Origin of the sequence: Brevibacillus sp. SIMBA_040 (genome assembly GCF_046535075.1) — a bacterium.
Lineage (GTDB): Bacteria > Bacillota > Bacilli > Brevibacillales > Brevibacillaceae > Brevibacillus.
In genome coordinates, this window is the sequence record NZ_JAWRXI010000034.1 from 1 (window position 1) to 24,275 (window position 24,275).

General features: G+C 46.8%; 26 protein-coding genes and 1 riboswitch. Of the genes, 15 read left to right on the top strand and 11 right to left on the bottom strand.

Going from position 1 to position 24,275, the window contains the following annotated elements; all coding sequences use genetic code 11:
• The first annotated feature begins 306 nt into the window (after positions 1-306).
• The 3 genes from SB752_RS31240 to SB752_RS31250 all read left to right on the top strand — a co-directional run bounded on the left by SB752_RS31240 (position 307) and on the right by SB752_RS31250 (position 3,780).
• Entirely contained in the window at positions 307-1,158 is an 852-nt protein-coding gene (locus tag SB752_RS31240; protein ID WP_410719314.1) for a helix-turn-helix domain-containing protein, read from the top strand.
• Between the two features lie 64 nt (positions 1,159-1,222).
• Positions 1,223-2,215, top strand: a complete 993-nt coding sequence (locus SB752_RS31245; protein WP_410719315.1) for an ABC transporter substrate-binding protein — start codon at positions 1,223-1,225, stop codon at positions 2,213-2,215.
• Positions 2,216-2,448: 233 nt separating this feature from the next.
• Positions 2,449-3,780 carry a purine/pyrimidine permease gene (locus SB752_RS31250; protein ID WP_410719316.1) on the top strand — a complete coding sequence of 444 codons (1,332 nt, stop codon included), beginning with the start codon at positions 2,449-2,451 and terminating at the stop codon, positions 3,778-3,780.
• A gap of 51 nt (positions 3,781-3,831) precedes the next feature.
• Here the strand turns inward: SB752_RS31250 and SB752_RS31255 are convergent, their stop codons facing one another.
• Entirely contained in the window at positions 3,832-4,509 is a 678-nt protein-coding gene (locus SB752_RS31255; RefSeq protein ID WP_410719317.1) for a B3/B4 domain-containing protein, read from the bottom strand.
• A 158-nt stretch (positions 4,510-4,667) separates the two neighbouring features.
• On the opposite strand from SB752_RS31255, the gene rnhA reads away from it, so the two are divergent.
• The 4 genes from rnhA (at position 4,668) to SB752_RS31275 (ending at position 7,994) form a co-directional block, all read left to right on the top strand.
• Entirely contained in the window at positions 4,668-5,102 is a 435-nt protein-coding gene (gene rnhA, locus SB752_RS31260; RefSeq protein ID WP_410719339.1) for a ribonuclease HI, read from the top strand.
• A complete protein-coding gene (gene queG / locus SB752_RS31265) occupies positions 5,099-6,253 on the top strand; it encodes a tRNA epoxyqueuosine(34) reductase QueG (protein ID WP_410719318.1) in 1,155 nt (384 codons plus the stop codon). The genes rnhA and queG overlap by 4 nt, the downstream gene beginning before the upstream one ends.
• A gap of 97 nt (positions 6,254-6,350) precedes the next feature.
• The gene (locus tag SB752_RS31270) at positions 6,351-6,899 is read left to right on the top strand and encodes a methylated-DNA--[protein]-cysteine S-methyltransferase (RefSeq protein WP_410719319.1); all 549 of its coding nucleotides are present in this window, start codon (positions 6,351-6,353) and stop codon (positions 6,897-6,899) included.
• Between the two features lie 123 nt (positions 6,900-7,022).
• On the top strand, positions 7,023-7,994 hold the full coding sequence (locus SB752_RS31275; RefSeq protein ID WP_410719320.1) for an amidase domain-containing protein: 972 nt from the start codon (positions 7,023-7,025) through the stop codon (positions 7,992-7,994).
• Here the strand turns inward: SB752_RS31275 and SB752_RS31280 are convergent.
• Positions 7,981-8,580 carry a ferric reductase-like transmembrane domain-containing protein gene (locus SB752_RS31280; protein WP_410719321.1) on the bottom strand — a complete coding sequence of 200 codons (600 nt, stop codon included), beginning with the start codon at positions 8,578-8,580 and terminating at the stop codon, positions 7,981-7,983. The genes SB752_RS31275 and SB752_RS31280 overlap by 14 nt on opposite strands.
• Positions 8,581-8,854: 274 nt before the next feature.
• On the opposite strand from SB752_RS31280, the gene trmL reads away from it, so the two are divergent.
• From trmL to SB752_RS31295, 3 genes are all read left to right on the top strand, one after another.
• The gene (trmL, locus tag SB752_RS31285) at positions 8,855-9,325 is read left to right on the top strand and encodes a tRNA (uridine(34)/cytosine(34)/5-carboxymethylaminomethyluridine(34)-2'-O)-methyltransferase TrmL (RefSeq protein ID WP_410719322.1); all 471 of its coding nucleotides are present in this window, start codon (positions 8,855-8,857) and stop codon (positions 9,323-9,325) included.
• A 69-nt stretch (positions 9,326-9,394) separates the two neighbouring features.
• On the top strand, positions 9,395-10,120 hold the full coding sequence (locus SB752_RS31290; RefSeq protein WP_410719323.1) for an HAD family hydrolase: 726 nt from the start codon (positions 9,395-9,397) through the stop codon (positions 10,118-10,120).
• Between the two features lie 108 nt (positions 10,121-10,228).
• Positions 10,229-10,696 carry a hypothetical protein gene (locus SB752_RS31295; RefSeq protein ID WP_410719324.1) on the top strand — a complete coding sequence of 156 codons (468 nt, stop codon included), beginning with the start codon at positions 10,229-10,231 and terminating at the stop codon, positions 10,694-10,696.
• Between the two features lie 279 nt (positions 10,697-10,975).
• Here the strand turns inward: SB752_RS31295 and SB752_RS31300 are convergent, their stop codons facing one another.
• Positions 10,976-11,176: a hypothetical protein gene (locus SB752_RS31300; protein ID WP_410719325.1), complete on the bottom strand. Its 201-nt coding sequence runs from the start codon at positions 11,174-11,176 to the stop codon at positions 10,976-10,978.
• 368 nt (positions 11,177-11,544) lie between these two features.
• Between SB752_RS31300 and SB752_RS31305 the strand changes: the two genes are divergently transcribed.
• From SB752_RS31305 to SB752_RS31320, 4 genes are all read left to right on the top strand, one after another.
• Entirely contained in the window at positions 11,545-13,443 is a 1,899-nt protein-coding gene (locus tag SB752_RS31305; RefSeq protein ID WP_410719326.1) for a PrkA family serine protein kinase, read from the top strand.
• An 84-nt stretch (positions 13,444-13,527) separates the two neighbouring features.
• Positions 13,528-14,685 carry a sporulation protein YhbH gene (gene yhbH / locus SB752_RS31310; protein ID WP_410719327.1) on the top strand — a complete coding sequence of 386 codons (1,158 nt, stop codon included), beginning with the start codon at positions 13,528-13,530 and terminating at the stop codon, positions 14,683-14,685.
• Between the two features lie 379 nt (positions 14,686-15,064).
• On the top strand, positions 15,065-15,403 hold the full coding sequence (locus SB752_RS31315; RefSeq protein WP_410719328.1) for a YolD-like family protein: 339 nt from the start codon (positions 15,065-15,067) through the stop codon (positions 15,401-15,403).
• A gap of 215 nt (positions 15,404-15,618) precedes the next feature.
• Entirely contained in the window at positions 15,619-16,050 is a 432-nt protein-coding gene (locus SB752_RS31320) for a hypothetical protein (protein ID WP_410719329.1), read from the top strand.
• Positions 16,051-16,262: 212 nt separating this feature from the next.
• On the opposite strand, the gene SB752_RS31325 is transcribed toward SB752_RS31320, so the two are convergent.
• From SB752_RS31325 to SB752_RS31350, 6 genes are all read right to left on the bottom strand, one after another.
• Entirely contained in the window at positions 16,263-16,820 is a 558-nt protein-coding gene (locus SB752_RS31325; RefSeq protein WP_410719330.1) for a YdcF family protein, read from the bottom strand.
• A gap of 166 nt (positions 16,821-16,986) precedes the next feature.
• Positions 16,987-18,450: a methyl-accepting chemotaxis protein gene (locus tag SB752_RS31330; protein ID WP_410719331.1), complete on the bottom strand. Its 1,464-nt coding sequence runs from the start codon at positions 18,448-18,450 to the stop codon at positions 16,987-16,989.
• 1 nt (position 18,451) lies between these two features.
• On the bottom strand, positions 18,452-19,000 hold the full coding sequence (locus tag SB752_RS31335) for a GNAT family N-acetyltransferase (protein WP_410719332.1): 549 nt from the start codon (positions 18,998-19,000) through the stop codon (positions 18,452-18,454).
• A 258-nt stretch (positions 19,001-19,258) separates the two neighbouring features.
• Positions 19,259-19,342, bottom strand: a riboswitch (cyclic di-GMP riboswitch).
• An 85-nt stretch (positions 19,343-19,427) separates the two neighbouring features.
• Positions 19,428-19,646 carry a hypothetical protein gene (locus SB752_RS31340; RefSeq protein ID WP_410719333.1) on the bottom strand — a complete coding sequence of 73 codons (219 nt, stop codon included), beginning with the start codon at positions 19,644-19,646 and terminating at the stop codon, positions 19,428-19,430.
• Positions 19,639-20,514 carry a sigma 54-interacting transcriptional regulator gene (locus tag SB752_RS31345; RefSeq protein ID WP_410719334.1) on the bottom strand — a complete coding sequence of 292 codons (876 nt, stop codon included), beginning with the start codon at positions 20,512-20,514 and terminating at the stop codon, positions 19,639-19,641. Before SB752_RS31345 ends, SB752_RS31340 begins: the two co-directional genes overlap by 8 nt.
• Before the next feature lie 24 nt (positions 20,515-20,538).
• Positions 20,539-20,805, bottom strand: coding sequence for a PAS domain-containing protein (locus tag SB752_RS31350; protein WP_410719335.1), 267 nt, complete (start codon positions 20,803-20,805; stop codon positions 20,539-20,541).
• A gap of 228 nt (positions 20,806-21,033) precedes the next feature.
• Here SB752_RS31350 and SB752_RS31355 point away from each other — a divergent pair, with 228 nt between their 5' ends.
• On the top strand, positions 21,034-22,629 hold the full coding sequence (locus SB752_RS31355; protein ID WP_410719336.1) for an amidohydrolase: 1,596 nt from the start codon (positions 21,034-21,036) through the stop codon (positions 22,627-22,629).
• Positions 22,630-23,214: 585 nt separating this feature from the next.
• Here SB752_RS31355 and SB752_RS31360 read toward each other — a convergent pair.
• Together SB752_RS31360 and SB752_RS31365 are read right to left on the bottom strand one after the other, a co-directional pair.
• Positions 23,215-23,556 (bottom strand): hypothetical protein, encoded by a 342-nt coding sequence (locus SB752_RS31360; protein ID WP_410719337.1) that lies wholly within the window; start codon positions 23,554-23,556, stop codon positions 23,215-23,217.
• Between the two features lie 282 nt (positions 23,557-23,838).
• The coding region (locus tag SB752_RS31365) for a hypothetical protein (protein WP_410719338.1) at positions 23,839-24,275 on the bottom strand (437 nt) is incomplete at its 5' end.

The following is a 24,275-nucleotide window of genomic DNA, read 5'->3' on the forward strand; positions in this document are numbered from 1 at the left end:
GGCGGAATGGCAGACGCGCGCGACTCAAAATCGTGAGGGAAACCGTGGGGGTTCAAGTCCCTTCACCGGCACCATATAAGAAACCAAGCTCTAGGGATTTGTATCCTTAGGGTTTTTTTATTTGTTGCAGCAAAATAGCTATCGGTTTTTGCTAGAAGATAAGGTCAGCGATTCAAAACCTCAAGCCCGTTAAAAACATTTTATTGAAAATGATTATCATTATCTAATATAATAAACCAGAAATGGAAGCTTCACAAGAATTCAAGGCACAAATCTGGATTTGATCAGTAACAGGAGGTGAGTGAAATGAGCATGGACATCAATAAGCTTGCAGAGCATTTTGCGCGGACTTCATTTCAGGTGGAGCAAGTATGTCGCTATGTACGTGATCCGGGAAAGAGCTGTGATGACTATACGGAGCCTTTTCCAGGCTTTGTTTTTCCTCTAAGAGGCAAGGCCGAGTTTGATTTTAGCGGAACGTCCTATACGCTTGCTCAGGGAAATGTGTTGCACGGCGGCGCAAATATGCCCTTGAATCGGAATGTCCTGGGGAACAACAGATGGGAATATCTACTGGTTCTATACCGAGTCTGTGGGCCCGAGCCTCCAGGCTTTTGTCTTTCCAAGGCACATTTTCAGCTTACTCCGAGACAAAGTCCTCGCCTGACAGAGCTGCTTGAGCTTTTGTGGCGTTCTTCGGGTGAGCCAGGCGGGATTTCAGCCTTTCAAACAGAAACGTTATTTCGCTGTGTACTGGAGGAGCTGTTCGTTTGTGTCCGCAACCAGAGCAGCGATAGTGAGCAGGCGTTATTTGAGAAAGTATCGAAATACATACATGAGCACTATATGGAGGGTCTGAGCGTGCGTGCTTTAGCAGAACAAAATGAGATAAATGAAAACAGATTGTTCTATGTCTTCAAGAAGTATACTGGCATGGGGCCAAGCAAGTATTTGATGGCTTACCGTCTTAACCGCGCAAAGGAATGGCTGTTGGCAGGCGACGCGGCGATCGGTGAGGTGGCAAAAAACGTAGGCTATGTAGATGCTCTGTATTTCAGCCGTATTTTTAAAAAACAAGTGGGTGTATCCCCAGTCGAATTCCGCGGGAAATTCAGGAATAATCCATATGGATTTCAGGATGGCTCCATTCCTATCTAAAATACGTTTTGCTAAACTGACCGTAGTTTAGTTAGTCCAGCAGAATTCATATGGAGGAGTCATAATGAAAACAATTATGAGACTGTTCGTGTCACTCGCACTCTTGGCCGGTGTTTTGGCGGGTTGCGCTGGAACTCCAGAGCCTACTAATCGTTCCGCATCAAGCAGTACAACTCCAGCACTAGAGGCAAGTAAAGCCGATCCAGAAGCAGGGAAATGGCCGAGAACATATGTAGATGCGCTTGGACGTGAGATCGTACTGGAAAAGAAACCTGAGAAAGTCGCACTTCTGTTCTTCCGTAATTTTGAGCATTTATTTTTGCTGAATGAACCTCCTTTTGCAGCGACAGACTTGAATGTTCTTGAGGAATGGGAATCCTTGGCTCCGTACAAGGACAAGGAGATTGCTGATATTGGATCAATGACGAGCCCTAATTTAGAAAAATTGCTGGAAATCGAGCCAGATCTCATCATCATGGTCTCGGGACGGTATGAGAGCTATGGCGATAAGCTGGAGAAAATTGCTCCTGTTATTACCGTGGACAGCAATGAAAACAACTGGCAAGGTGCGCTGCGGGAATACGGACAAATCTTCGGAAAAGAACAAAAGGCTGAGAATGAAATTACACGGATTGAAGCATTGATTGCCGATTCCAAAAAGCAATTGAAGAAATTCAGCGACAAAACCTTTGGCGTGATTATGCTCGGAGACAAGCAATTCTGGGGCTTTACTACACAGTTTGTGTTTAACAAGGATAGCGGTCTCGCTCTAAATCCGCCAGAGAAATATGTTGATATGTCGACAAAAGGGGAGCAGATCTCCCTAGAAGGGCTGGCAGCGATGAACGTTGACTACATGTTTGTTGCTGATATTGGAGGGTCCTCTAAAAATTTGCAAGGGTATCTGAAAAAATTAGAAAGCGACTCAGCATGGAATTCGATTCGGGCCATAAAAAGCGGTCAGATGTACGCGCTAGACAGCTCAATAGCAGCTGGAGGGCCACTCGGAATTGAACTTGGGGTAAAAACGATCATAAAAAATATGATCGCTAAGTAGGGCTCTTGATCCAAAAAATACTTGTTGTGGTCGAAGCGGTCTGTCCAAAAGCGATATGGTCATATCGACTGCAGTATCATAAGAGGGTAAGAAATTCTCACGGAGAGTTTCTTACCCTCTTGCATGTTTGCCAGAAAACCAGATGATGATATTCTTAACTGTAGGCTTTTGTTGAAAACACAGCCTGGAGAATACGCAGGTAGCGATATCGGTAAGAAAACGAGGTGGATTCTTTGAAGTACGGATTGTATGACAGGCCTCCAGTGGGCACGAGCATTTTGGCGGCCCTGCAGTGGATGATCGTAGCTGTGTCCAGCAGTGTGGCCGTTCCTTTGATGATTGGGGATGTATACGGTCTACAGGTGGATGAGATTGGCAATCTGATGCAGCAGACGATGTTCTTCATCGGGTTGGCGTCCTTTCTTCAAGTATGGATTGGTCATCGTTATCCCATGCTGGAAGGACCGGCAGGATTATGGTGGGGTATTTTCATCATTTTGGCCCAGTTAGGTACGAGCGCAGGACTCCACCCTCGGGAAATTGGCCAGTCCTTTCAAGTAGGAATGGCGATGGCAGGTTTATTATTCCTTTTGTTCGGGATGATGGGCTGGATTGGAAAGCTTCAAAAGTGGTTTACTCCATTAGTATCTGGAACGTACATGATTTTGCTTGCCATTTCTTTATGCAGCAATATTTTGACGGGGATGCTGGGTATCGGGTTTCAGCACTCCAAAGAAGTTCAGCCTGGAGTGGCACTTGTTTCGATTGGGATTGTTGCACTTGTTATTTGGATTATGCGGACAAAACGGTTTTCGAGCTTTGCTGTTCTGTTTGGAATGGTCGGCGGATGGGTGCTGTACGGAATTTTGGGGTGGACAGAACCAGTTCGACCGGCTGAGCAACTGATTGCCTGGCCGTCCTTCTTTTTCTGGGGAGCACCGCGCTGGGATTGGGGCGTAGTGCTTACAAGCATGCTGACTGGATTTGTTCTGCTCACGAATCTGGTTACGAGCACGGTTGTAATGGGGAAAGCGACAGAAACAGAACCAACCGAAAAGCAGTATAACCGCGGAGGTGTCTTTACAGGTGTTTCTCACCTTCTGTCCGGCTTGAGCGGGGTTGTCGGAATGATCCCCCTTTCGCTTGCAGCTGCCGTCATTCAGACGACTCGGATGGCGTCACGACTGCCATTTATGATGGCAATGATCGGGATGATGCTGATCGGCCTTTTCCCATTGGTGGCCCATTTCCTGGCAGCTTTGCCTACACCGGTTGCGTATGCAGCGATGTTCATTTCGTATACTCAGCTGCTTGGCTTTGGACTGAAGGATTATGTAACAGTAAAAATGGATGAACGGACGATTTCAGTAGGTGGCAGCTCTTTGTTGATTGGGATCGGCGTGATGTTCGTTCCTGCAACGGCATGGCAGCATCTACCGCCACTGGCTAGCTTCCTGTTTGGAAATGGCTTGCTCCTCGGTGTACTTGTATGTTTGCTGTTGGAACATGTCATTTTTCGCCAACCAGAAGCAGGTAGAAAACAGAAAGACGACCATGCTGCATAAGCGGTCGTCTTTCTTCGCGGCTCCGCCAAAAGGAATGCGCAGCCTGATTTTCTAATCTTTTGCGGTAATAATGGAGGTATGTGCGACTTCACCGCCGTTAATTTCGGTGAACATGCGTGCAACTGATCCGAGGATTTCATCCTTTTTTTGTGTGGTGATGCCTTCATGGAAAAAGATCACCTGTAATAGATCACGACTTTGATCGGTTACACAAGTGCGCTTGGAATCAACGATGGGGCTGCCAAAAGCGCCTGTTTCATCAGCGAGCAGCAGTTTTCCCTCCATCTGAACCTCGCGCCCGTTTAACCCCTCGTAACGGTCATCTTCATGTCCAATTCGGCAAACAATATCGCCCGCCAGATGATTTTGATCATAGATTCCAAAGGGAAGTGCATGCAGGACGGAGAAGAAATTATTAACGTCTACTGCGCTATTGATCCAGAAAAACGGATTTCCCTGAAGGAGTCGGCGTAGCAAGGCCTCTGAGGAGGGCCGGTACCTGGAAGGATCTGTACCTGCCTTTTTAAAAGCAGCACGCCATTCACGAATGCCTTCGATGTCAGCAAGACGCGAAAGCTCATGCTCCAAGCGCAAGCCCTCTACAAAATAGTTGATTCGTCCTTGCAGCATCTTGGGAGAGTCGCTGACGGAAGCACCCCGGTATTGTAGGACGCCGAGCGAGAGCTGGGGGAGGCGTTCGGACACTGCTGGGTCTAGCTGTACTTTCATCTAGTGTCACTCCTTTTTTACTTATGAGAATGGATAAGTGCAAATACTCGATAGAGGTTCTTTCCCCTATTTTTGGTAGTATAACAAAATATTTTTGTGGAAGCGACTAAGCTTCGATACAATAGAAGAGTACAGAGGAGGTTTCCTTTACGATGACAATGCGTGAAGTTCAGATTTATACAGACGGAGCATGTTCCGGCAATCCAGGGCCAGGTGGTTGGGGGGCGGTCTTGATGTACGGCCAACATATCAAGGAAATGTCCGGAGCCGAACCAAATACAACGAATAACAGAATGGAGCTGCAGGCAGCCATTTCGGCGCTCTCTTCGTTAAAGGAAGCCTGCAAGGTTACCTTATACAGCGATAGTGCCTATTTGGTCAACTGCTTTAAACAGGGCTGGTACAAGGGCTGGCTGAAAAACGGCTGGAAGAACAGCAAGGGACAGCCGGTAGAAAATCAGGACCTGTGGAAGGAGCTGCTTCGCTTGATGGATATCCACCAGGTGGAGTATGTAAAAGTAAAAGGACATGCCGACAACAAGTGGAACAATCGCTGTGATGAGTTGGCGACAGGAGCGATCAAACAGCTGTGAATGATCTGCAGTACTGGGAACAAACCAAACAGTCCATCATTGACTATGCCACGGAAATTGGAATCGACAAAATTGGCTTTGCCAGTGCCGATCCTTTTACAACACTAAAAGAAAGACTCATCGAGCATAGAGAAAAGGGCTACGAGTCTGGTTTTGAGGAACCGGATTTGGATAAGCGAACCGATCCAGGCTTGCTTGTAGAGGGCGCTCGCTCTCTTATTTCCATCGCTATTGCCTATCCATCCAAGCTGGAGAATCCACCTAAGTCAGAGCCTGGAGCCTATCGAGGAATCCTGTGCCGTGCAGCGTGGGGGACAGATTATCACCACGTCTTGCGTGAAAAGCTGGATAAGCTGGCACAGTTTATCAAGGAGCTTGAGCCAGGCGCACAAATCGAGTCGATGGTGGATACAGGGGAGCTTTCAGATCGTGCGGTGGCGGAGCGGGCAGGGATTGGCTTCGTAGGCAAAAATTGCGCCGTCATTACGCCTGAATTTGGCTCCTGGGTCTATTTGGGAGAGCTTGTGACTAACTTGCCCCTGCCAAGTGATAGCCCTATCGAGGAAGGCTGCGGTGACTGTAACATTTGTGTGGATGCATGTCCGACAGGAGCGCTCGTTCAGGGCGGACAACTGAATGCTCAGCGCTGTGTTGCCTTTTTGACCCAGGTAAAAGACTTCATCCCAGATGAATTCAGAGGAAAGATTGGGAACAGGCTGTACGGCTGTGACACCTGTCAAACCGTTTGTCCTAAAAACCGCCGAATCAACATGAATCATCACGCGGAGTTTCAGCCTGATCCAGAGACGGCCAAGCCGTTATTAATTCCGCTGCTTGAGATGAGTAACAAGGAGTTCAAGCAAAGGTTTGGCCTTTCATCTTCATCCTGGCGTGGGAAGAAGCCGATTCAGCGTAATGCGATTCTGGCACTCGCTCATTTTAAGGACAAGTCGGCTGTACCGCACCTGACCCGTCTGCTCGCGAGCGATCCACGCCCTGTTATTCGCGGCACAGCGGCATGGGCATTGGGGAAAATCGGCGGGGAGGATGCAAGGATTGCACTTGAGATGTACCGTGAAAAAGAGGAAGCGCCAGAAGTGTTGCTTGAGATTGAAAAAGGCATGAATTTGATCAAAGAGCAGATTTACTAACCATTAGTTGTGGGGAAAGTCAAAAGTCAAATGCTGAGAGCGTGGACGAAGAGGCTTAGCCATGGAATGTAGGAATAAGGGTTGGGAGGAGAGTCGGATGGCAAAAGAATTGGGATATACCACGATGGAGTCACCCATTGGACCGTTGCTGCTTGCCTCTACAGAGGAGGGCCTTTGCTATATCGAGTTTGCTGATGATGAGTACGGCTTGGAATTACTGCATCGCTGGTGTAAAAAGACGTTTCTCGGAATATCACCACAGCGCAATGATGCATTAAATGAAGCTGCCAAAGCACAGATCAATGAGTATTTTGCAGGTGAACGCCAGACGTTTGATGTGCCGATTGTGCTGTATGGAACGCCTTTTCAAAAGACAGTGTGGAACGAGCTGGCGAATATTCCTTATGGACAGACACGCTCCTATAAGGAAATTGCATTGGCGATCGGCGCTTCCAAAGCTGTTCGGGCAATCGGCGGGGCAAACAATCGCAATCCGATTCCGATCATCATCCCTTGTCACCGGGTCATTGGCTCCAACGGGGCGATGGTTGGGTATGGTGGAGGATTATCGATAAAGGAGCACTTGTTAACATTGGAAAAAGCGCCTGTTTCCATCCAACTCTCTTTCAATCCAGCTGTCCGTTAAAAACGGATGGCTTTTCTTTTTCTTCTGAATGAAAGGAGTTTGACATATTCTTCTTCGTGTAGGGAGTTTGACAGAAGCGCCCTAGAATAGCGGTCAAGATTCATCAGGCAGGAGGGATAGAGAATGGGCTGGCGAGGGTTCGTCCAAAGCTATTTCGATGCAGTGCATCAATCGTGGATGGATGGGGAATATCAACGACTGCTCCCTTTTTTTATAGAGAATAAACAAGTGTATGCGACAGAATGGGAGCGGTTGAATCGGGAGCACAGACAAGCGATGGAGCGTGGTGCCATGCTGCGGTCCGTCACAGGACGAGTAGTCCCGATGTGCTGGATGGAGACGGAATCTGCAATAGAGGTTACGCTATCGTGGTATGGCAGGCGTCATTACGGATTGGTTCAGCAGGAGTACGAGGAAACCAGTCATCGGCTGCTCCAGCTTCGTCTGAGCAAGGACAGTGAGCAATGGATAATCATTGGCACGAGAGAGTGGGAAGGCGACCTGAAGGCGGATTACAGCCATGAGCAGGAGGAGCCACTTTTGACTGTATCTGCCATCGAGGATGCTATCACGCAGCCGCTTTTGGTGGTACATGGAGCTGGGGGGTATAATCCGGAAAAGGCAGTATCCTATGCTGAGCGCTACTGGAACACAACGAATCCGGCCTATCCGCGCTTTACAGATGATTGTACGAATTTTATTTCCCAATGCTTGCACGCTGGCGGAATTCCAATGCTCTTTTCCAAAGAGAAAGGCAAAGGCTGGTGGATGCGGACGGGAAAAGGGGGAGAATGGAGCTATAGCTGGGCCGTTGCGCATAGCCTGTATTTGCTGCTCAAGTCTGGCAGGGCTCCGATGCGAGCGGTAACGAAGAATTCAGCGACTGAGCTGATTCCAGGCGATATTATATGCTATGACTTCGATGGAGATGGCCGTTTTCAGCACAATACGATCGTGGTTGCGAGGGACGCGAATCAAATGCCATTGGTCAGTGCGCATACGACGGATAGCAGCATGCGATACTGGGCGTATGAGGATTCTACAGCGTATACGCCCAACATTCGCTATGCGTTTTTTCATATTAGAGGGATGTAGTTTGTCGGCGTTGTCGCCTGACTACAGTCGTGACAAAACCAATCAGGCGCAGCAACAGAACAGCTCCGCCAAGCCAGAGAAAGTCTGCAAAGCTATGCGGCTCACCTTTGATCGAGTGAATGTAAATCAAGCCGTGAAAAATGACCAACAGAAACAGGGCGGGATTGAACAGATGCAGCCGTTTCCAGCTAGAGCCGCCCAATCGTTTTTCTGCAAAGTGCGATGAGGTAAGCCACAGCGAGAGAAGGATGCAGAAAGCTGCCAGTCCGATATAATTGGCTACACCTGTCATCGACCAGTTAGGCATCGGCAAGACATTGCCGTCATCAGAAGCGAGAAGGAACAGCCCGAGCCAGCCGTCTGCTTTTGTGGCATTTGTGTCGTGCAGGATCATCAATCGCGGTGTGCCTTGAAAAAGGACAAGCACCAGCAGCACATGCAAAACACCGGTAAGTCCAGCCCAGATACCAATATCCCTTCGGAGGGTTAGGCAGAATGATTGCCAGGATGCAGGCAGCCATGTTTTGATTGGACCGATGAGCAGCGTCACACCGATCAAGACAAACGAGAGGTAGCCGAGTATCATACTCCAGGCCTCCATTCGGGGAAACGCGCCAAAATTGGGCCAGAGCCATCTAGCGCTTCCAGCGAGCAGTAGCAGACAAAAGCCATTTGTCCAAAAGCGAAACCAAAAAGCAGGAGTAAAACGCATGACAGCAGCGCTCCTTTCTTGTTTTTGGTTAGATGCAGCTGATGCTGTTTTTGTTACACGTACAGTGGTGGTCAGGGCTATGTTCGTTTATGTATAATAAATAGGGAGATCATACGTTTAAGTTCGGTACACAAGGAGATTTGAAGTCATGCCGTTACATATTGTTTTGCACGAGCCGCTCATTCCAGCCAATACGGGAAACATTGCCCGTTCGTGTGCTGCTACGGGAGCTCATCTGCATTTGATTCATCCATTAGGCTTTTCCACCGATGACCGCTATCTAAAACGGGCTGGGCTGGATTACTGGCACGCAGTAAATGTCCATCATCATGAGAGCTTCGACGCTTTTGCCGAGACACAGGGCGAAAACGCAGGGACGTTTTACTTTGTGGAAACCTGGGGGGAAACGCTCTATACAGAGGTCTCCTATCGGGATGGAGACTATATCATTTTGGGCAAGGAGACGACGGGCTTGCCGGAAGAGCTGACGAACAAGTATCGCGAGCAGACCATCCGTATTCCGATGAGTGGAGCGACGCGTTCTGTGAATTTGTCTAACTGTGCGGCTATCGTCCTGTTTGAGGGCTTGCGTCAACTAGGTTTTCCAGCACTGAAGTAGCATGAGCATAGATGATGCCTGGCAGGCGAAGAGCGTTCTGGGCAACTCGTGAAAAGGGAGCGAACGTAAATGACCGTAAACACCATCCTGTTTGACCTGGACGGTACCTTGTTGGAGATGCAGACAGACCCTTTCGTCAAAAGCTACTTGGTAGAGGTAGGGCGCCACGTAGGGGATCAGTACGATACCCAAAAGCTGCTTTCGCTCATATGGGACGCGACAAAGGCAATGATTATGAGCAAAGAGCCTGACAAGACCAATGAGCAAGTTTTTATCGAGTATTTCACGGCGCACAGCGACTGGCCTCGCGAGGAAGTGTGGCCGTTGTTTGATTCCTTTTATCGCGATGTATTTCCGACGCTTTCTCATCTGACATATCCATCACCGTGGGCCAAACAAATCGTGGAGGCTGCCAAAGAGCAGGGCTTTCGTATAGCAGTAGCGACGAATCCGGTATTTCCACGTGAAGCGATTCACCATCGGCTGGCCTGGATCGGAATGAGTGCAGATGAGTTTGAGCTGGTGACCGTTTATGAAGAATCACATTTCACGAAGCCGAACCCGGGCTACTTCGCAGAAATTTGCGAAAAGCTTGGAGTAGAGCCAACTGATTGTGTCATGGTAGGCAATCACATGCAGGAGGATATGGTCGCCTCAAAGCTGGGGATGAAAACATTTTTGGTCACGAACTGGATGGAAGACCGAGGAGAACCACAGTATCAGGTAGACCAGCGCGGGACATTGGAAGAGCTCCACAAGGCAATTTCAGAGAAAAGCGGTGTCTTTGCAGGCTAATTGGCCTGCTTTTTTCATGGCTTGCCATTTCACATACTTTTCCCAAACTCTTCAGGTAGGCTAGTCTATGTATCGCATGACGCTATTGCTATAGAGGAGGAGAGCTTCGTGAAAAAAATCGTTTCATCTCTATTGGTCATTGGACTTTTGTTCGGCGGGATTTCAGCGGTTAGCGCAGAAGGCAGTAAAGCGGTGGTCAAGCAAACGAAGGAAGAAAAAGCTCAGCATCAGCTGGAGAAATGGCAGACAAAAGCAGCCAAGCTGGGAGTCGAAGCAGGCAATCAGACACTGGAACAGCTGAAAGCGGCTGTACAACAAGCAAAGTCAGAGCACCAGGCACAAGCTGAAGACAAGCGCAGCAAGAAAGCAGCGAAGTGGGGAATTAAAACCACAGGAAAAACGAACAAGGAAGTAAAGGCAGCGATTCAAGCAGCCAAGGCGGCTGATAAAGCGGCGAAAAAAGAAGAGAAGGCAGCTAAAAAGGAAGCTAAAAAGGAAGCAAAAGCTGCCAACAAGGCTGAAAAGAAAGCGCAAAAGAAAGCGCAAAAGCAGCAAGCGAAAAAGCAAGAAGCATAGATCGGAAAAGTATGAAAAAAGCAGGTTGCCCATGACAGGCAGCCTGCTTTTTTGCTGAGAGAAGTGCTTGTTATCAAAAAGCAACTAGCTCTAGCTTGTCCTTACAGATTCCAGGTTTTGTCCTCGTTGTAGCCAGCTGTAAGAATGAAGAACAGAAAAGCTGCGAAGACCAACGCTACGATAAACGTACCCATGTTGGACAGCTCCTTTCGTAAACAAACTACTCCCATTATAGCGTAGCCTGCCCACTTTGCAAACGGATTAAAGGCTTTGCAAACGTCAAGTCAATGACAATTTTCGGTATTTTTTCACCAAGCTTAAAAAGGCACCGAGGGCGATTGGAACGCTCAGTATTTCCCCTGTATCCAGCTGCATCCCGGTCACCCATTGGTAAATAAACACAGCCATGATGATGGCCGACGCGATTCCGGTAAGATAAAGCCCTTTTATCATTTGAATACGATCTAGTTGCTCAGACATAGTATCATTCCTCCATTTGTTTTCTAGTCAACGATTGAAGCATCCGAGGTTGTTGCTCTTGTATGTAGTTTATACCGATCAAGGATATGTAAACCATCGATTTAACTTACGAAACAAAGAATGAACCTTACATTTCTGTAATTCATCCATAATAAATAATACTGCTATACACTCCTCCCGATTTTTATGGGAAGATTGCTGAAACTTGTGTGGATGTCTCGCATACAAATATGTAAAGGCTTTATGAGCCTGTTGGCAACCGAAGAAAACGGACTTACGCACGAATGCGTGACCGCAGGCGGACATATACATGAGAATACATTGTCGTTGGGGAAGAGAGAGGGGCTTATGAGGGAGGAGTGTCGAACATGGACATTTTAAAACGGATCGCTGAGCACCGGGCCCGAGAAGAAAACCTGATGTGGAGAGGCACGTTTGCCGAATATTTGCAACTGGTTCGAAAAAATCCACAAATTGCACAGACGGCTCATTCACGCGTCTACAACATGATTAAAGGCGCTGGTGTAGAGGAGAACGAGGATGGCACCCGCTCGTATCAATTTTTTAGTCGGGAAATCTTCGGTCTTGATCGCTCCGTAGAGCGCCTAGTTGAGGAATATTTCCACTCCGCAGCACGCCGTTTGGATGTTCGCAAGCGGATTTTGCTCTTAATGGGGCCAGTCAGTGGAGGGAAATCGACCTTGGTCACCATGCTCAAGCGTGGCTTAGAAGAATACTCCCGCACAGAGGAAGGCGCAATCTATGCATTGGAAGGTTGTCCGATGCAGGAGGAGCCATTGCACCTGATTCCGCATGACCTGCGGCCAGAAATAGAAGAAGAGCTGGGGATCAAGATCGAAGGCGAGCTGACTCCATATAACCGGATGCGTCTGGAAAAAGAGTATGGCGGGTGCATTGAAGATTTCCCTGTATGCCGGATTCTCTTCTCGGAGGCAAACCGTGTGGGGATTGGTACCTTTAGTCCATCCGATCCAAAATCACAGGATATCGCCGATCTGACAGGAAGCATCGATTTTTCAACGATTACCAAGTACGGTTCTGAATCTGACCCGCGTGCCTATCGCTTCGATGGCGAATTGAACAAAGCGAACCGTGGGCTGATGGAGTTCCAGGAAATGCTCAAATGCGACGAGAAATTTCTCTGGCATTTGCTGTCTCTGACACAAGAAGGAAACTTCAAGGCAGGCCGTTTCGCACTTATCTCAGCTGATGAGCTAATCGTTGCCCATACGAATGAATCGGAGTATAAAGCATTTATTGCCAACAAGAAAAACGAAGCACTCCAGTCACGGATAATCGTCATGCCAATGCCATATAACCTGCGCGTTAGCGATGAGGAAAAAATATATTCGAAGCTGATCAAGCAATCTGACTTGGGGCACGTACACATCGCTCCACATGCGCTTCGTTCTGCGGCTATTTTCTCGATTTTGACCAGATTGAAGGATTCGAAAAAGCAGGGCGCTGATTTGCTGAAGAAAATGCGCTTGTATGATGGCGAATCCGTCGAAGGTTTCAAGGGAGCCGATCTGGAAGAGCTGAGAAACGAGCATGCTGACGAGGGAATGGCAGGGATCGACCCGCGCTACGTCATCAACCGCATTTCGAGCGCGCTGATCAGACGCGATACTGAGTGCATCAATGCGTTGGATATTCTCCGGGCGCTGAAGGAAGGCTTCGACCAGCATCCATCGATCACAAAAGATCAGCGTGAGCGGTACATGAACTTCATTTCCAGTGCACGCAAGGAATACGATGAGCTGGCGAAAAAAGAAGTGCAAAAAGCGTTTGTCTACAGCTACGAAGAGTCTGCGAAAACGCTCATGGATAACTATTTGGATAATGTCGAAGCGTACTGCAATATGAATAAGCTGAGGGACCCGGTCACTGGCGAGGAGATGGACCCAGATGAGCGCCTGATGCGTTCCATTGAGGAGCAAATTGGAATCTCGGAAAATGCCAAACGGGCCTTCCGCGAAGAAATCCTCATCCGAATTTCTGCCTATGCACGTAAAGGCAAGCGTTTTGACTACAGCACGCACGACCGACTGCGCGAAGCTATCGAGAAAAAGCTGTTTACGGATCTAAAGGACGTTGTCAAAATCACTACATCTAACAAAACGCCGGATGAGCATCAGCTGAAAAAGATTAACGAAGTTACAAAGAGACTCATCGAAGATCACCATTATTGCCCGATGTGCGCCAATGAACTACTCCGCTATGTAGGCAGTCTGCTGAACCGATAACATCACTTCGCCAAAGAATGGGCAACAGTTTATCCAGCCATTCATATTCGGCGCAGATTGCGCCAGTTACTAGGAGGAGACGGCATGAAAGATTCTTCATCGTTCATTGTCTCCCGGGAAGACTGGTCGCTGCACCGCAAAGGGTACCAGGACCAAAATCGACACCAGGAAAAAGTGAAGGAAGCGATCAAGAAAAATTTGCCCGATCTCGTCAGCGAAGAAAATATCATCATGTCGAACGGTCGGGAAGTAATCAAGATCCCTATTCGCTCCCTGGATGAGTACCGGTTGCGTTTTAACTTCCAAAAGGGGAAGCATGGCGGTCAAGGAAAAGGTAACAGCAGGGTTGGGGACGTAGTAGCCAAGGACGGAGATCAGGCCCAAGGTCCGGGAAAAGGGCAAGGAGCGGGCGATCAGCCTGGTGTGGATTATTACGAGGCAGAGATCAGCGTGGAAGAATTGCAGGAGATGCTATTTGCTGAGCTGGAGCTGCCGAATCTGCAACGAAAAGACGAAGATCAAATCGTCATTGAAGAGACTCGCTTCAACGATGTACGGAAAAAGGGCTTAATGGGCAATATAGACAAGAAGCGGACCTTGATCGCGGCGATCAGGCGCAATGGGCTGGCAGGCTACAGCGATCTGGAGCTAGGCATCACCGAGGAGGACCTGCGCTTTAAGACGTGGGAGGAAATCATCAAGCCCCACTCCAATGCAGTCATCATCGCGATGATGGATACGTCAGGCTCTATGGGTGTGTTCGAGAAGTATATTGCCCGCAGCTTTTTTTTCTGGATGGTCCGTTTCCTGCGCACTAAGTATGAGAAAGTGGAGATCGTCTTTATCGCTCACCATACCGATGCCAAGGAAGTTACTGAGGATACCTTTTTCTCCAAAGGTGAGAGCGGGGGAACCATTTGCTCCTCTGCTTACAAAAAAGCGTTGGAGATCATCGATAGCCGTTACCCGACTTCTCAGTACAATATTTATCCGTTCCATTTCTCAGATGGCGACAACCTCACCTCTGACAACGAGCGCTGCGTCAAGCTGGTGAAGGAGCTCATGGAGCGGTGCAATATGTTCGGATATGGAGAGGTTAATCAGTATAATAGGCATTCGACCCTGATGTCGGCATACCGGCATATCAAGGAACCTAAGTTCATGCATTGCGTGATTCGAGAAAAAGGCGAGGTTTACAAGGCGCTGCGGACGTTTTTTGGCAAGAAGGAAGTGCAGGTGTAAAAAAAGCAAAGAGCAGCGAGCTTACGGGCTTGCTGCTCTTTTTGTATCATGACAGCCAGTTTGAGAAATGGATTGTACTCTTCTTGCTCCGACCTATTGCGCAAGCTCTGCCTGGGTGAGATTGAATTTTGCTCGATATGCGTGTTTTCATTATTCCAAGCCTTTCTGCTTCCTTGTAAGCAGGCAGGATACATAGAGCGATCCTGCCATGCTTTCTTGACAGGCACAACTCTTTAAAGGAACTTACTACGGAACATCAGTACGATCTTTTTTTATTTGCATGTTCGTAAATTGTTCGCATATAATAAGAACAAATGTTCCTGTCTTGAAAAGTGATGATTTCCGTTTTAGAAGCATGGGAAAGGAAGGGGTACAGCACATGACTAGCAGACTAGAAAACCCATTTTCGATGCGATTTGTATTGCCGGAGCAACGGGAATTGTACTTACAGATGAAGCAAGACGATAAACTGGTACCTATGCCAAGCCTTGATCAGGATGAATTGGACTCATTTCACTATATGATTCGTGATTCGGCTCGAGAAGATTACGCGATCGCCGTTTCCTGGTGGGAGCCTGCAAAAGAAGAGCAGGGGAATATCTGCACCATATGGGGTGTAGTCAGATGGATCGACCAGAATGGAAGGCGGATCAAAGTAGTGAACGATGAGGAAAGTCTGTGGATCTACATGGACCAGATAACAAATGTCAAATCATAAGAACTGTGGATGAAAAACAGTTAACTTTAGTTAGTATACAAACATAGAAAGAAGACCGTATGCTAAATTTGCCCATTGTAATAACCTTCTTATTCGTTGATAGAACGCCGTATGCGATGAAAATCGCCCGTACGGTGTAGGCTCGTCCGAAAACGGAAACGTTAGGCGAGAATAGCGGAGATGTAAAAGCACCAGAATTGGTTGGGAACGTGGGGGTGAGCATATACGGACAAGGAGCAGTACGTATTACTGCTGAATTTGATGAACCAATTAAAGGATTCCAGCTGCAATATGTGAGTCCCGACTTAGTCGAAAATGATATTCAGATTGAAGATTTATCTACTGGACGGGGGACCTACACGTGGAAAGAAGAAGGAGGATCTCCTGACTCAACCTCCATTTTTTCAAAGGAAGCCGAGGAGAACGGTCGCTATGACATTTATAAATTTCAAAGACCAGATGGAACCTTTTATGAATTGCGACTGAATGTAGATGGCAACAAGGTTTTCATCAGTTTCCTAAATCCAGGTGGAATAGATGACGAGACTTATAAAGTTGCAGTTGAAGAGCTAATTGAGCTTCCTTCTACGCATCTAAAGGTGAAGGATGAGGCTGGTAATCTTTCTGGAGATGTCCTTCATAACTAATAAAGTAAAGACACTCAATGCCGCCGTAAACGAAAATCAGCGGAGCTGCTCGTTACCCAAGGAACGACCATTATCGTCGTCGATATCGATTCGCTGACCTAAGCAATACTCGCTCCCAATGACAAACAATCCCTTAGGAGAGATCCTGAGGGATTGTTCTTTTTCGTGGGTAAAGGGGATCAGGCTGCACTGCTGACCCTGGAGATAGGCAGTTACCATAAGTAGCGATAATAAGCAAAAAACTCTCTCACTAATGAATAAATGTCCCGCAGATCAAAAAATTCGGCATGTGCAGAAGAGACGCTGCTGATTCCTTCTTTTGAAAAAGCGAGCTTGGTTCTACTGATATGGTAAACCTGCGTAATGACCATTGCCGATTCAAATCCCATTTGCTTCATGATTTCCTTCGTATTTTTTGCCGACATTCTAGTATTGATCCCGTTGCTGTCCACAATGATGTTTTCCTCGGAGATTCCATGATTGATCAAATATTTTTTCATGACCTGCGCCTCGTCAAAGCCTTCAACACCTACGCCACCACTGACGATGATGTGTTGAAAATATCCGCCTTTGCTTAATTGTACAGCTTTATCGAGTCTGCTTTTTAGCCGGGCTGACGGTTCTCCATTTAGCTCCACTTTATTTCCCAGCACAACACCGACATCTACTTTAGCAAGCTCATCTGCCATCCCATCAAACGTGATGAGAACGATATGTACCAAAAACCAAAGTACGAATATCAATGCAGCTATTTTTCCTTTTCTTTTCAAAGCTTTGCACGTCCTCTATTCATTGACATAATTGTAAATTTATTCACAATCACAGCGATTCTAGCATTAGTCTATTTACTATTCAAGGTACATATGAATAAAACGACCGTATTGATAGAACAAAAACCGCCCCTGCGAGAGAGGCGGTTTGTATATTTCATTTCACTTAATGCAGCGTTCTCAGTTGATGCTCAATCTTTTCAAATCCGCTGGATACTTTCACAACTTCATCTTTTTGTTCCGAAACAAGGACGAGGACATCTTCGAGGCTATCCTTGTTTTTGTCGGTAATGTCTGCATTCAGTTCAACCTTGGCGCCGACTTCCTGAATCATGCTGTGTACGTTTACGATGAATTCCTGCAAGTATTTCGTCTTATCGGAGAAGTCTCTCATGTAGTTGTCGACATTGGTGAACATCTCCTGAACCTCATGGATGCCTTCACTGTTTTTCTCAAACGAAACTTGCGATTCAGAGATCATGTCAGATACGCGTTTCATTTTTTCGCGAATCGTCATCAGAAGAGTAGAGATCGACTCAGAGGACACTTTGGAAGATTCCGCAAGCTTGCGAACCTCATCCGCAACGACAGCAAATCCGCGTCCGTGCTCTCCTGCACGAGAGGCCTCGATGGTTGCATTGAGTGCCAACAGGTTGGTTTGTGCCGAAATATCCGAGATTGTTTGAATGATTTTTTCAATTGATGCGGTTTCTTCATACAGCTCTTGAATCAGGCGATTTGTTCCTTGAATATCGGTGATAAAACGCTCGAAATCATTGCCGATATTCCCGATTCGTTTTCCGCTTTCGTGTGTAGCCTCTTTTGTAGATTCCACAAATTCATGCATTTCTGTAACGGAACGAGTCATATCCTCGACACGCCCATTGGTTGAATTCATTTCGTTACGTAGTTCATTCGTGTTGGAGGTTTGAACTCCAAACGATTCCATGATCTCCTTGAGGGAAGACACTGTTTCAACAGCCCGAACCGTTACACCATCTGTAACCTTGTTTAAATTCTCCTGATATTCCTGTACAGAGTTCAGGGATTGATTGATCTGGTCAAGTACACGCTGCAACGATTCTTTGGACTCAATCGCTTCCTGCTTCTGAAGCTCGCTTTCTTTTTGCAGCTTGTTATTGAAGAGAGCATGCAGCATACTCGTCAGCGATACATAGCAGAATGTCAGAAGATAATAGAGCAAATCGATTGGCGACGACGAATGGAAGATCGTATCACCCTGTGAAAAGAAATAGTAGGAGACGATTCCGAGTGTAGACAAAATAGTTAAGATGTTAATGATTTTATCCTGATAAATCCCCATGACAGCGACGAAGAACATTCCTAGCAGAACATTAACCATATGAGGATCAAGCTGTAACACTACAAATATGAAGGTGCCGATGACAGCAAAGTTGAAATACTTCATAAATGTAGCCATTTTGTCTCTGAGACTCGGCAGGTTGGAAATGTAAGTAAATGGCGCCAATACACCATACAAGATTCCGAGAACAGACAGCACAAAGGAAATCGGAGCGCCGCCAATAAATATATTAATGATTTGCACCACTGTAATGATGCTGGCAAAAACGGTAACAACCCAATTATTTCTTCTTCTTAATAGATCCATATTAGCCCACTACCTCAACTTTTATTTGTGAAAACATTGGTGTGTACCATGAATAGTCAGGATGCTCTTTATTGACGTAAGCTTCTTTGAGATGAAATAGCGTAGGGATGGTGTCTGCCCCTTTGTAAAAGATCTTCTCTTTTACCTGGGTCGCCCTGACATGATATTTATTATTAATCAATTGAAAAAAGCTTGGATCAGCAATACCAACTGCATGTGTATAGCCATGCTTTTCAGCATAATCTAGCATTAGGGAAATACCCTTTCGCCCTAGTCCGCGATATTTTGGAAGAACAGCGAGACTATCGAGCTCCATTACTTTCATATCTTCGGTCACAACATCTTCAAACAACGTGCGAATAAACGGAGTTGACTTTGAGTGAGGTGTGAACTCATACGTTCCACCTGCTTCACCGTCATCCGCAATTAGTAAGAATAGATCTGAACCCTCTTTCGCATATTCCATCTCAAATCCCATTGAATCCCAAACGGTTTTCTTGATTTGATGAAATAATGCTAAAGAGTCTGTTGAATCTACTTGTTTGTACATTTAGTTTCCACTCCATCATAGTAGTCGTTCTCATATTTGCTCGGTATAAAAAGCAGACACGGTTGACTTTTTATTTACTGCTTTTCTCTCTTTTCTAAAACGTCATTACAAAAGAAGCAGGAAATCGGAAGTTGCTGCAAAACGGATGGCATTCTCCTTTCCGACAAATGTATGGTTGGGAAATAAAAAAGGTTATTCCAGAAAATGGAACAACCACTCCGAGCTAGCTACCAACATCTTAAAATAGGCATAACGATGTATGGCAACCCGGCTATCATGGTCAAAGACTTTAGACCCGTGGTTTTGCGTCCCCACCTTTCGATGGATTTGCCCTTTTCATTTCGCTGATGAAAATTGTAAATGGATGTCGAAATATGAAAAATCGTATCCAAAATAAAGGACTTTGTCAAGTTTTGGTAGGTAGTGTTTACCAATTCTTAATACCTTCGAGAGGGTCAAAAGAACTTTTTATTAATAAAAGCGAGCCTGGAGAACTAGCTTCACAGGCTCGCTTCTTTTTTCGCGATGTCGATTCTTTTTGAATCTCATATTTGGTTAGCTTGCGCATAAGCATCGAGTGCGTAATGCGTAGAGCAGCAGCAGTCTTTCGCGTCGTTCTATGCTTTTTATAGGCACTTTCAATCACTTTGCGCTACCACATTTTCCAGCTCTCTGATGTTGCCTGGCCAATGATAGTTTTGCAGAACCTCGACTACCTTTGTAGAGATCGTCCGGTTCTTTTGGTGGCGCAGATTGCATTTTTCGAGATTGAAATAGAGCAGTGGAAAAATATCTTCCTTACGATCTCGCAGTGAAGGAATATTTACAGGCAAAATATTGAGGCGGTAGAACAAATCGGAGCGGAATTTGCCGCTTTTGACCAAGTCCTCCAGATTGCAATTCGTTGCTGCAATGATGCGGACGTCCGCTTTTTTCGTTTGTACAGAGCCGATCGGCATGTACGTTTTATTTTGGAGCAGCTGCAGCAGCTTTGACTGCAGTACGAGGGGGAGCTCACTAATTTCATCGAGAAAAAGGGTTCCTTTTTCAGCCTGGTGTACAAGGCCGGGCTTTCCATTTGGGGTGGCACCGGTGAACGCTCCCTTTTCATAACCAAACAGCTCGGATTCAATGAGTGTAGCTGGAATCGCGGCACAGTTAATGTGAACAAAAGGCTTGTCGTATCGTTCGCTGGCATAATGAATTTGTTGTGCATAAATATTTTTTCCTACGCCTGTTTCTCCGCTAATGAGTACAGTTGTATCGACTGTGGCGATTTTGCTGATCAAATTGGAAAGCTTATCGAACGATTCACTGCGCCCAACAAAGGACTGCTGGTGTTCCCCTGTAAATATGTTGAGTGCATTGATTTTGCGAAGCTCATGAATATAGCGTTGCAGCAAGGACTCGATCTCTTTTAATTCTGTGCCCGGAGCATTTCGAATCTCATCGTTCATCATATCAATTCCGAGCGTAACGAGATATTCGACTTCGTTTTGCTCGTTATAAATCAAATTTGCGGTTACCAATACTTTTTTTCACTGGATTTGCTGGATGGTAGTAACCGTTTCTTTTTTCTGTTGCAGTGCGATGTTCATCGCAGAAGGTGAATATACGCCTTCTTTTTCGAGATCAGCAATGTGCTTCCCAATCAATTCCTCCATCGGTTTACCCAACCCTTTTTGGCTGACCCTGTTTACCCAAAGCGTTTTCCCGTGTTTATCTGCGATGTAAATACCTACTCCGAGTGAGTCGAGAATTTTTACGAAAAATTCCTGGTTGATCGCGAAGGAATCTGTTGTCATTTACCATGTCTCCTTTTTGTTGCGTAGTCGTAAAAAAGAGGAGGAAAATCAAGGGGTGGTTCGAAATCGGAGCGAATGTGTTGTAATCGAATCAATAATATCACAATTCAGACAAAAAGAGTGGGATGTGATTGGTATGTATATTGACTGATCATTGCCCCAGGTTCTATGATTTGGGGGAGAATGGTTTGCTTCGCATATGAATCAAAAGAGAGAAGGGCGAAAACGATGACAAGAACCATTTATACGAATGGCGTGATTCACACGCTCGATGCGGAAAATCCGCTAGTTGAAACGGTGGTAGTAGAAAATGGCAAAATTGCCGATCTCGGTACGCATGACGAGATGATCCTGCAATGGGGCCGAGCGGGTACGCCGGTTGTTGATTTGCAAGGCAAGATGGCTTCTCCTGGTCTGATTGATAGTCATCTGCATTTGTCGGGAGTCGCCTTTCACTTTTTAGATTTGAATTTAACAGGCGTCAAATCCAAGAATGAGATGCTTGAGAAAATAAAAGACAGAGCGGATGCCACCCCTCCCGGGAAGTGGCTGATCGGGATGGGCTGGGACGAAAATTTGTTTGAATCAGGGACAATTCCCACGATTGAAGAGCTAGATCAGGTAGCTCCTCATTGTGCCATTTATTTAAAAAGGGTTTGCCATCACGCATTTCTCGTGAACAGCAAGGCGCTGGAGGTAAGCCAGTATCATCCTGCTATCCAGGTTCCGACAGGGGGAAGTGTCGTTCTTGATCCGCAAACGCAAAAGCCGACAGGGCTATTGCTGGAGTCGGCATCTCAGCTGATCACGAGACACATCCCGGAAAAAACGTACGAGGAACTGAAATTCGCGCTGGGACAAGCGATGAAATACTCCGTAAGCTTGGGGCTGACCGGTGTGCATACGAATGATCCCGTTTATTTGGGCGGGCTGGATCAAACGTACCAGATGTATCATGAATTACTGAATGAAGAGGAATATCGACTGCGCTGCAATTTGTTGATTGATTATCCATATCTCAAACGCCTCCAAGAAAAAGGCATGTACGCAGGCTATGGGAATGAAAGACTACAAATTGGAGCGATCAAAATTTTCGCAGACGGAGCCTTTGGTAGAAGAACCGCTCTGCTGTCTGAGGCTTATCATGATGCACCAGGACATTTTGGCGATGCGATGCATGAGCCGGAAACGCTGTTTGCAATGATTAAAGAAGCGAGAGAGCATAAGATGCCGATTGCCGTACACACAATTGGTGATAAAGCGTTGGCGGATGTATTGGACATCCTCGATCAAATGCCAAAAGTGGATTATCGCGATCGCTTGATCCATGTTTCGTTGCTTCGCGAAGACTTAGTGAAGCGATTGGCTGATCCGAGCCGAATAGCTGATATCCAGCCTAGATTTGTAGTAGGAGACTTCCCATGGGTCAAGGAACGGGTAGGAGAGCAGCGGGGTGAGTATTTATATGCGTGGAAAAAACTGCTGTCAGCAGGCGTCTTGTGTGCGGGTGGTTCGGATGCTCCGGTTGAGCCTCTTGATCCGCTGCTCGGCATCCATTCAGCACTGACACGACGTGCTCCTTCTGAAACTCATAACGGCTGGTATGAAAACGAAAAGCTGTCGATGCTTGAAGCGCTGCAAGCATTTACGATCGGCGGGGCATATGCTACCAACGAAGAGCAAATCAAGGGGACGCTCACGCGAGGCAAGCTGGCAGACATGACAGTATATTCGAAAAACCTCTTTTCACTCGAAAATCCGGATGAGCTGCTGGAAACGAAAGCAGAGATGACGATCATTGACGGTGAAATTCAAAACGTATGATAGCTAAATAATGAACAGACCGAAAAATCCTTGAGCAATCAGGGATTTTTTTCGTTGGGATGTATTGAGTGACTCCACTGAAGTGATTTTACTCTTTAACGTGGCTGTGGGGGAGAGAAGCCTGTTTCCATTCTTCGCTCCGGTCTACGTTCTGCAAGGGAGTGAGGACTGTCCGCTCCGAGCCGATTCGCGGGGGATCGTAAAAGTGGTAGCCGCTTCGTAGATTAATTCAGGGTTACGCTCCTGATACCTGTGAATCGTGTCACGTGGCTGCGGGGGAGAGAAGCCTGTTTCCATTCTTCGCTCCGGTCTACGTCCTGCAAGGGAGTGAGGACTGTCCGCTCCGAGCCGATTCGCGGGGGAGCGTAAAAGTGGTAGCCGCTCCGTAGATTAATTCAGGGTTACGCTCCTGATGCCCGCGAATCGGCTCTCCGCTGAGTAGGACTTCGCGAGTCGCTCCGCCTGGAACCATGCTTCTCTGGCGAGCTATCCCTACTTCGTTGAGAAAATTTCAAAAGAAAAAGCATGTATCAATAGAAAGTTCGCAGAGAAAAAGGTAGAAATAAGCGAAGCTCTTTAGAACACCTACCAAGGAGCAGTGGAAAAAGAGAACACGCCCTTAGCGTCCAACTTTGAGAAACCTCCTGAATCGACCACTTTTGGACGCGGGTTTCGCTTTTGCAACGGAGTCTTGCCAGGGATGACCCGAGAAAGTGTTCCAAGAAGCTGGAGCGTTTTCTCCCTTTTTCTCCCCACCGCTACAGCTCGAATGAGGCAATCTTTCATCGTAGCTTTACCAAAACAGTCTTCCAAAAAAACACGACCAAAAATCCAAAGCTCGCGGAGAAAAAGGGAGAAGGACGCGAAGCTCTTTGGAACACCAACCAAGGCGCAGTGGAAAAAGAGAAACACGCCCTTAGCGTCCAACTTTGGGAAGCCACCTGAACCGACCACTTTTGGACGCGGGTTTCGCTTTTGCAACGGAGCCGGCCAGGGATGACCCGAGAGAGTGTTCCAAGAAGCTGGAGCGTTTTCTCCCTTTTTCTCCCCACCACTACAGCTCGATTAAAGATATCTTTCATCGTAGCTTTACCAGAAAAGTCTTCCAAAAATACGACCAAAATCTAAAGCTCGCAGAGAAAAAGGGAGAAGGACGCGAAGCTCTTTGGAACACCTACCAAGGCGCAGTGGAAAAAGAGAAACACGCCCTTAGCGTCCAATTTGAGAAACCTCCTGAATCGACCACTTTTGGACGTGGGTTTCGCTTTTGCAACGGAGCCGGCCAGGGATGACCCGAGAGAGTGTTCCAAGAAGCTGGAGCGTTTTCTCCCTTTTTCTCCCCACCACTACCGCTCGATTAAAGATATCTTTCATCGTAGCTTTACCAAAAAAGTCTTCCAAAAATACAACCAAAATCCAAAGCTCGCAGAGAAAAAGGGAGAAGGACGCGAAGCTCTTTAGAACACCTACCAAGGAGCAGTGGAAAAAGAGAAACACGCCCTTAGCGTCCAACTTTGGGAAGCCACCTGAACCAACCACTTTTGGACGCGGGTTTCGCTTTTGCAACGGAGCCGGCCAGGGATGACCCGAGAGAGTGTTCCAAGAAGCTGGAGCGTTTTCTCCCTTTTTCTCCCCACCACTACAGC

Excerpts from the sequence above, each read along its gene's own strand:
- SB752_RS31240 (WP_410719314.1), top strand. The coding sequence starts at position 307 with ATGAGCATGGACATCAATAAGCTTGCAGAGCATTTTGCGCGGACTTCA.
- SB752_RS31245 (WP_410719315.1), top strand. The coding sequence starts at position 1,223 with ATGAAAACAATTATGAGACTGTTCGTGTCACTCGCACTCTTGGCCGGT.
- SB752_RS31255 (WP_410719317.1), bottom strand. The coding sequence starts at position 4,509 with ATGAAAGTACAGCTAGACCCAGCAGTGTCCGAACGCCTCCCCCAGCTC.
- rnhA (WP_410719339.1), top strand. The coding sequence starts at position 4,668 with ATGCGTGAAGTTCAGATTTATACAGACGGAGCATGTTCCGGCAATCCA.
- SB752_RS31270 (WP_410719319.1), top strand. The coding sequence starts at position 6,351 with ATGGCAAAAGAATTGGGATATACCACGATGGAGTCACCCATTGGACCG.
- SB752_RS31275 (WP_410719320.1), top strand. The coding sequence starts at position 7,023 with ATGGGCTGGCGAGGGTTCGTCCAAAGCTATTTCGATGCAGTGCATCAA.
- SB752_RS31280 (WP_410719321.1), bottom strand. The coding sequence starts at position 8,580 with ATGATACTCGGCTACCTCTCGTTTGTCTTGATCGGTGTGACGCTGCTC.
- trmL (WP_410719322.1), top strand. The coding sequence starts at position 8,855 with ATGCCGTTACATATTGTTTTGCACGAGCCGCTCATTCCAGCCAATACG.
- SB752_RS31290 (WP_410719323.1), top strand. The coding sequence starts at position 9,395 with ATGACCGTAAACACCATCCTGTTTGACCTGGACGGTACCTTGTTGGAG.
- SB752_RS31300 (WP_410719325.1), bottom strand. The coding sequence starts at position 11,176 with ATGTCTGAGCAACTAGATCGTATTCAAATGATAAAAGGGCTTTATCTT.
- SB752_RS31305 (WP_410719326.1), top strand. The coding sequence starts at position 11,545 with ATGGACATTTTAAAACGGATCGCTGAGCACCGGGCCCGAGAAGAAAAC.
- yhbH (WP_410719327.1), top strand. The coding sequence starts at position 13,528 with ATGAAAGATTCTTCATCGTTCATTGTCTCCCGGGAAGACTGGTCGCTG.
- SB752_RS31315 (WP_410719328.1), top strand. The coding sequence starts at position 15,065 with ATGACTAGCAGACTAGAAAACCCATTTTCGATGCGATTTGTATTGCCG.
- SB752_RS31330 (WP_410719331.1), bottom strand. The coding sequence starts at position 18,450 with ATGGATCTATTAAGAAGAAGAAATAATTGGGTTGTTACCGTTTTTGCC.
- SB752_RS31335 (WP_410719332.1), bottom strand. The coding sequence starts at position 19,000 with ATGTACAAACAAGTAGATTCAACAGACTCTTTAGCATTATTTCATCAA.
- SB752_RS31350 (WP_410719335.1), bottom strand. The coding sequence starts at position 20,805 with ATGACAACAGATTCCTTCGCGATCAACCAGGAATTTTTCGTAAAAATT.
- SB752_RS31355 (WP_410719336.1), top strand. The coding sequence starts at position 21,034 with ATGACAAGAACCATTTATACGAATGGCGTGATTCACACGCTCGATGCG.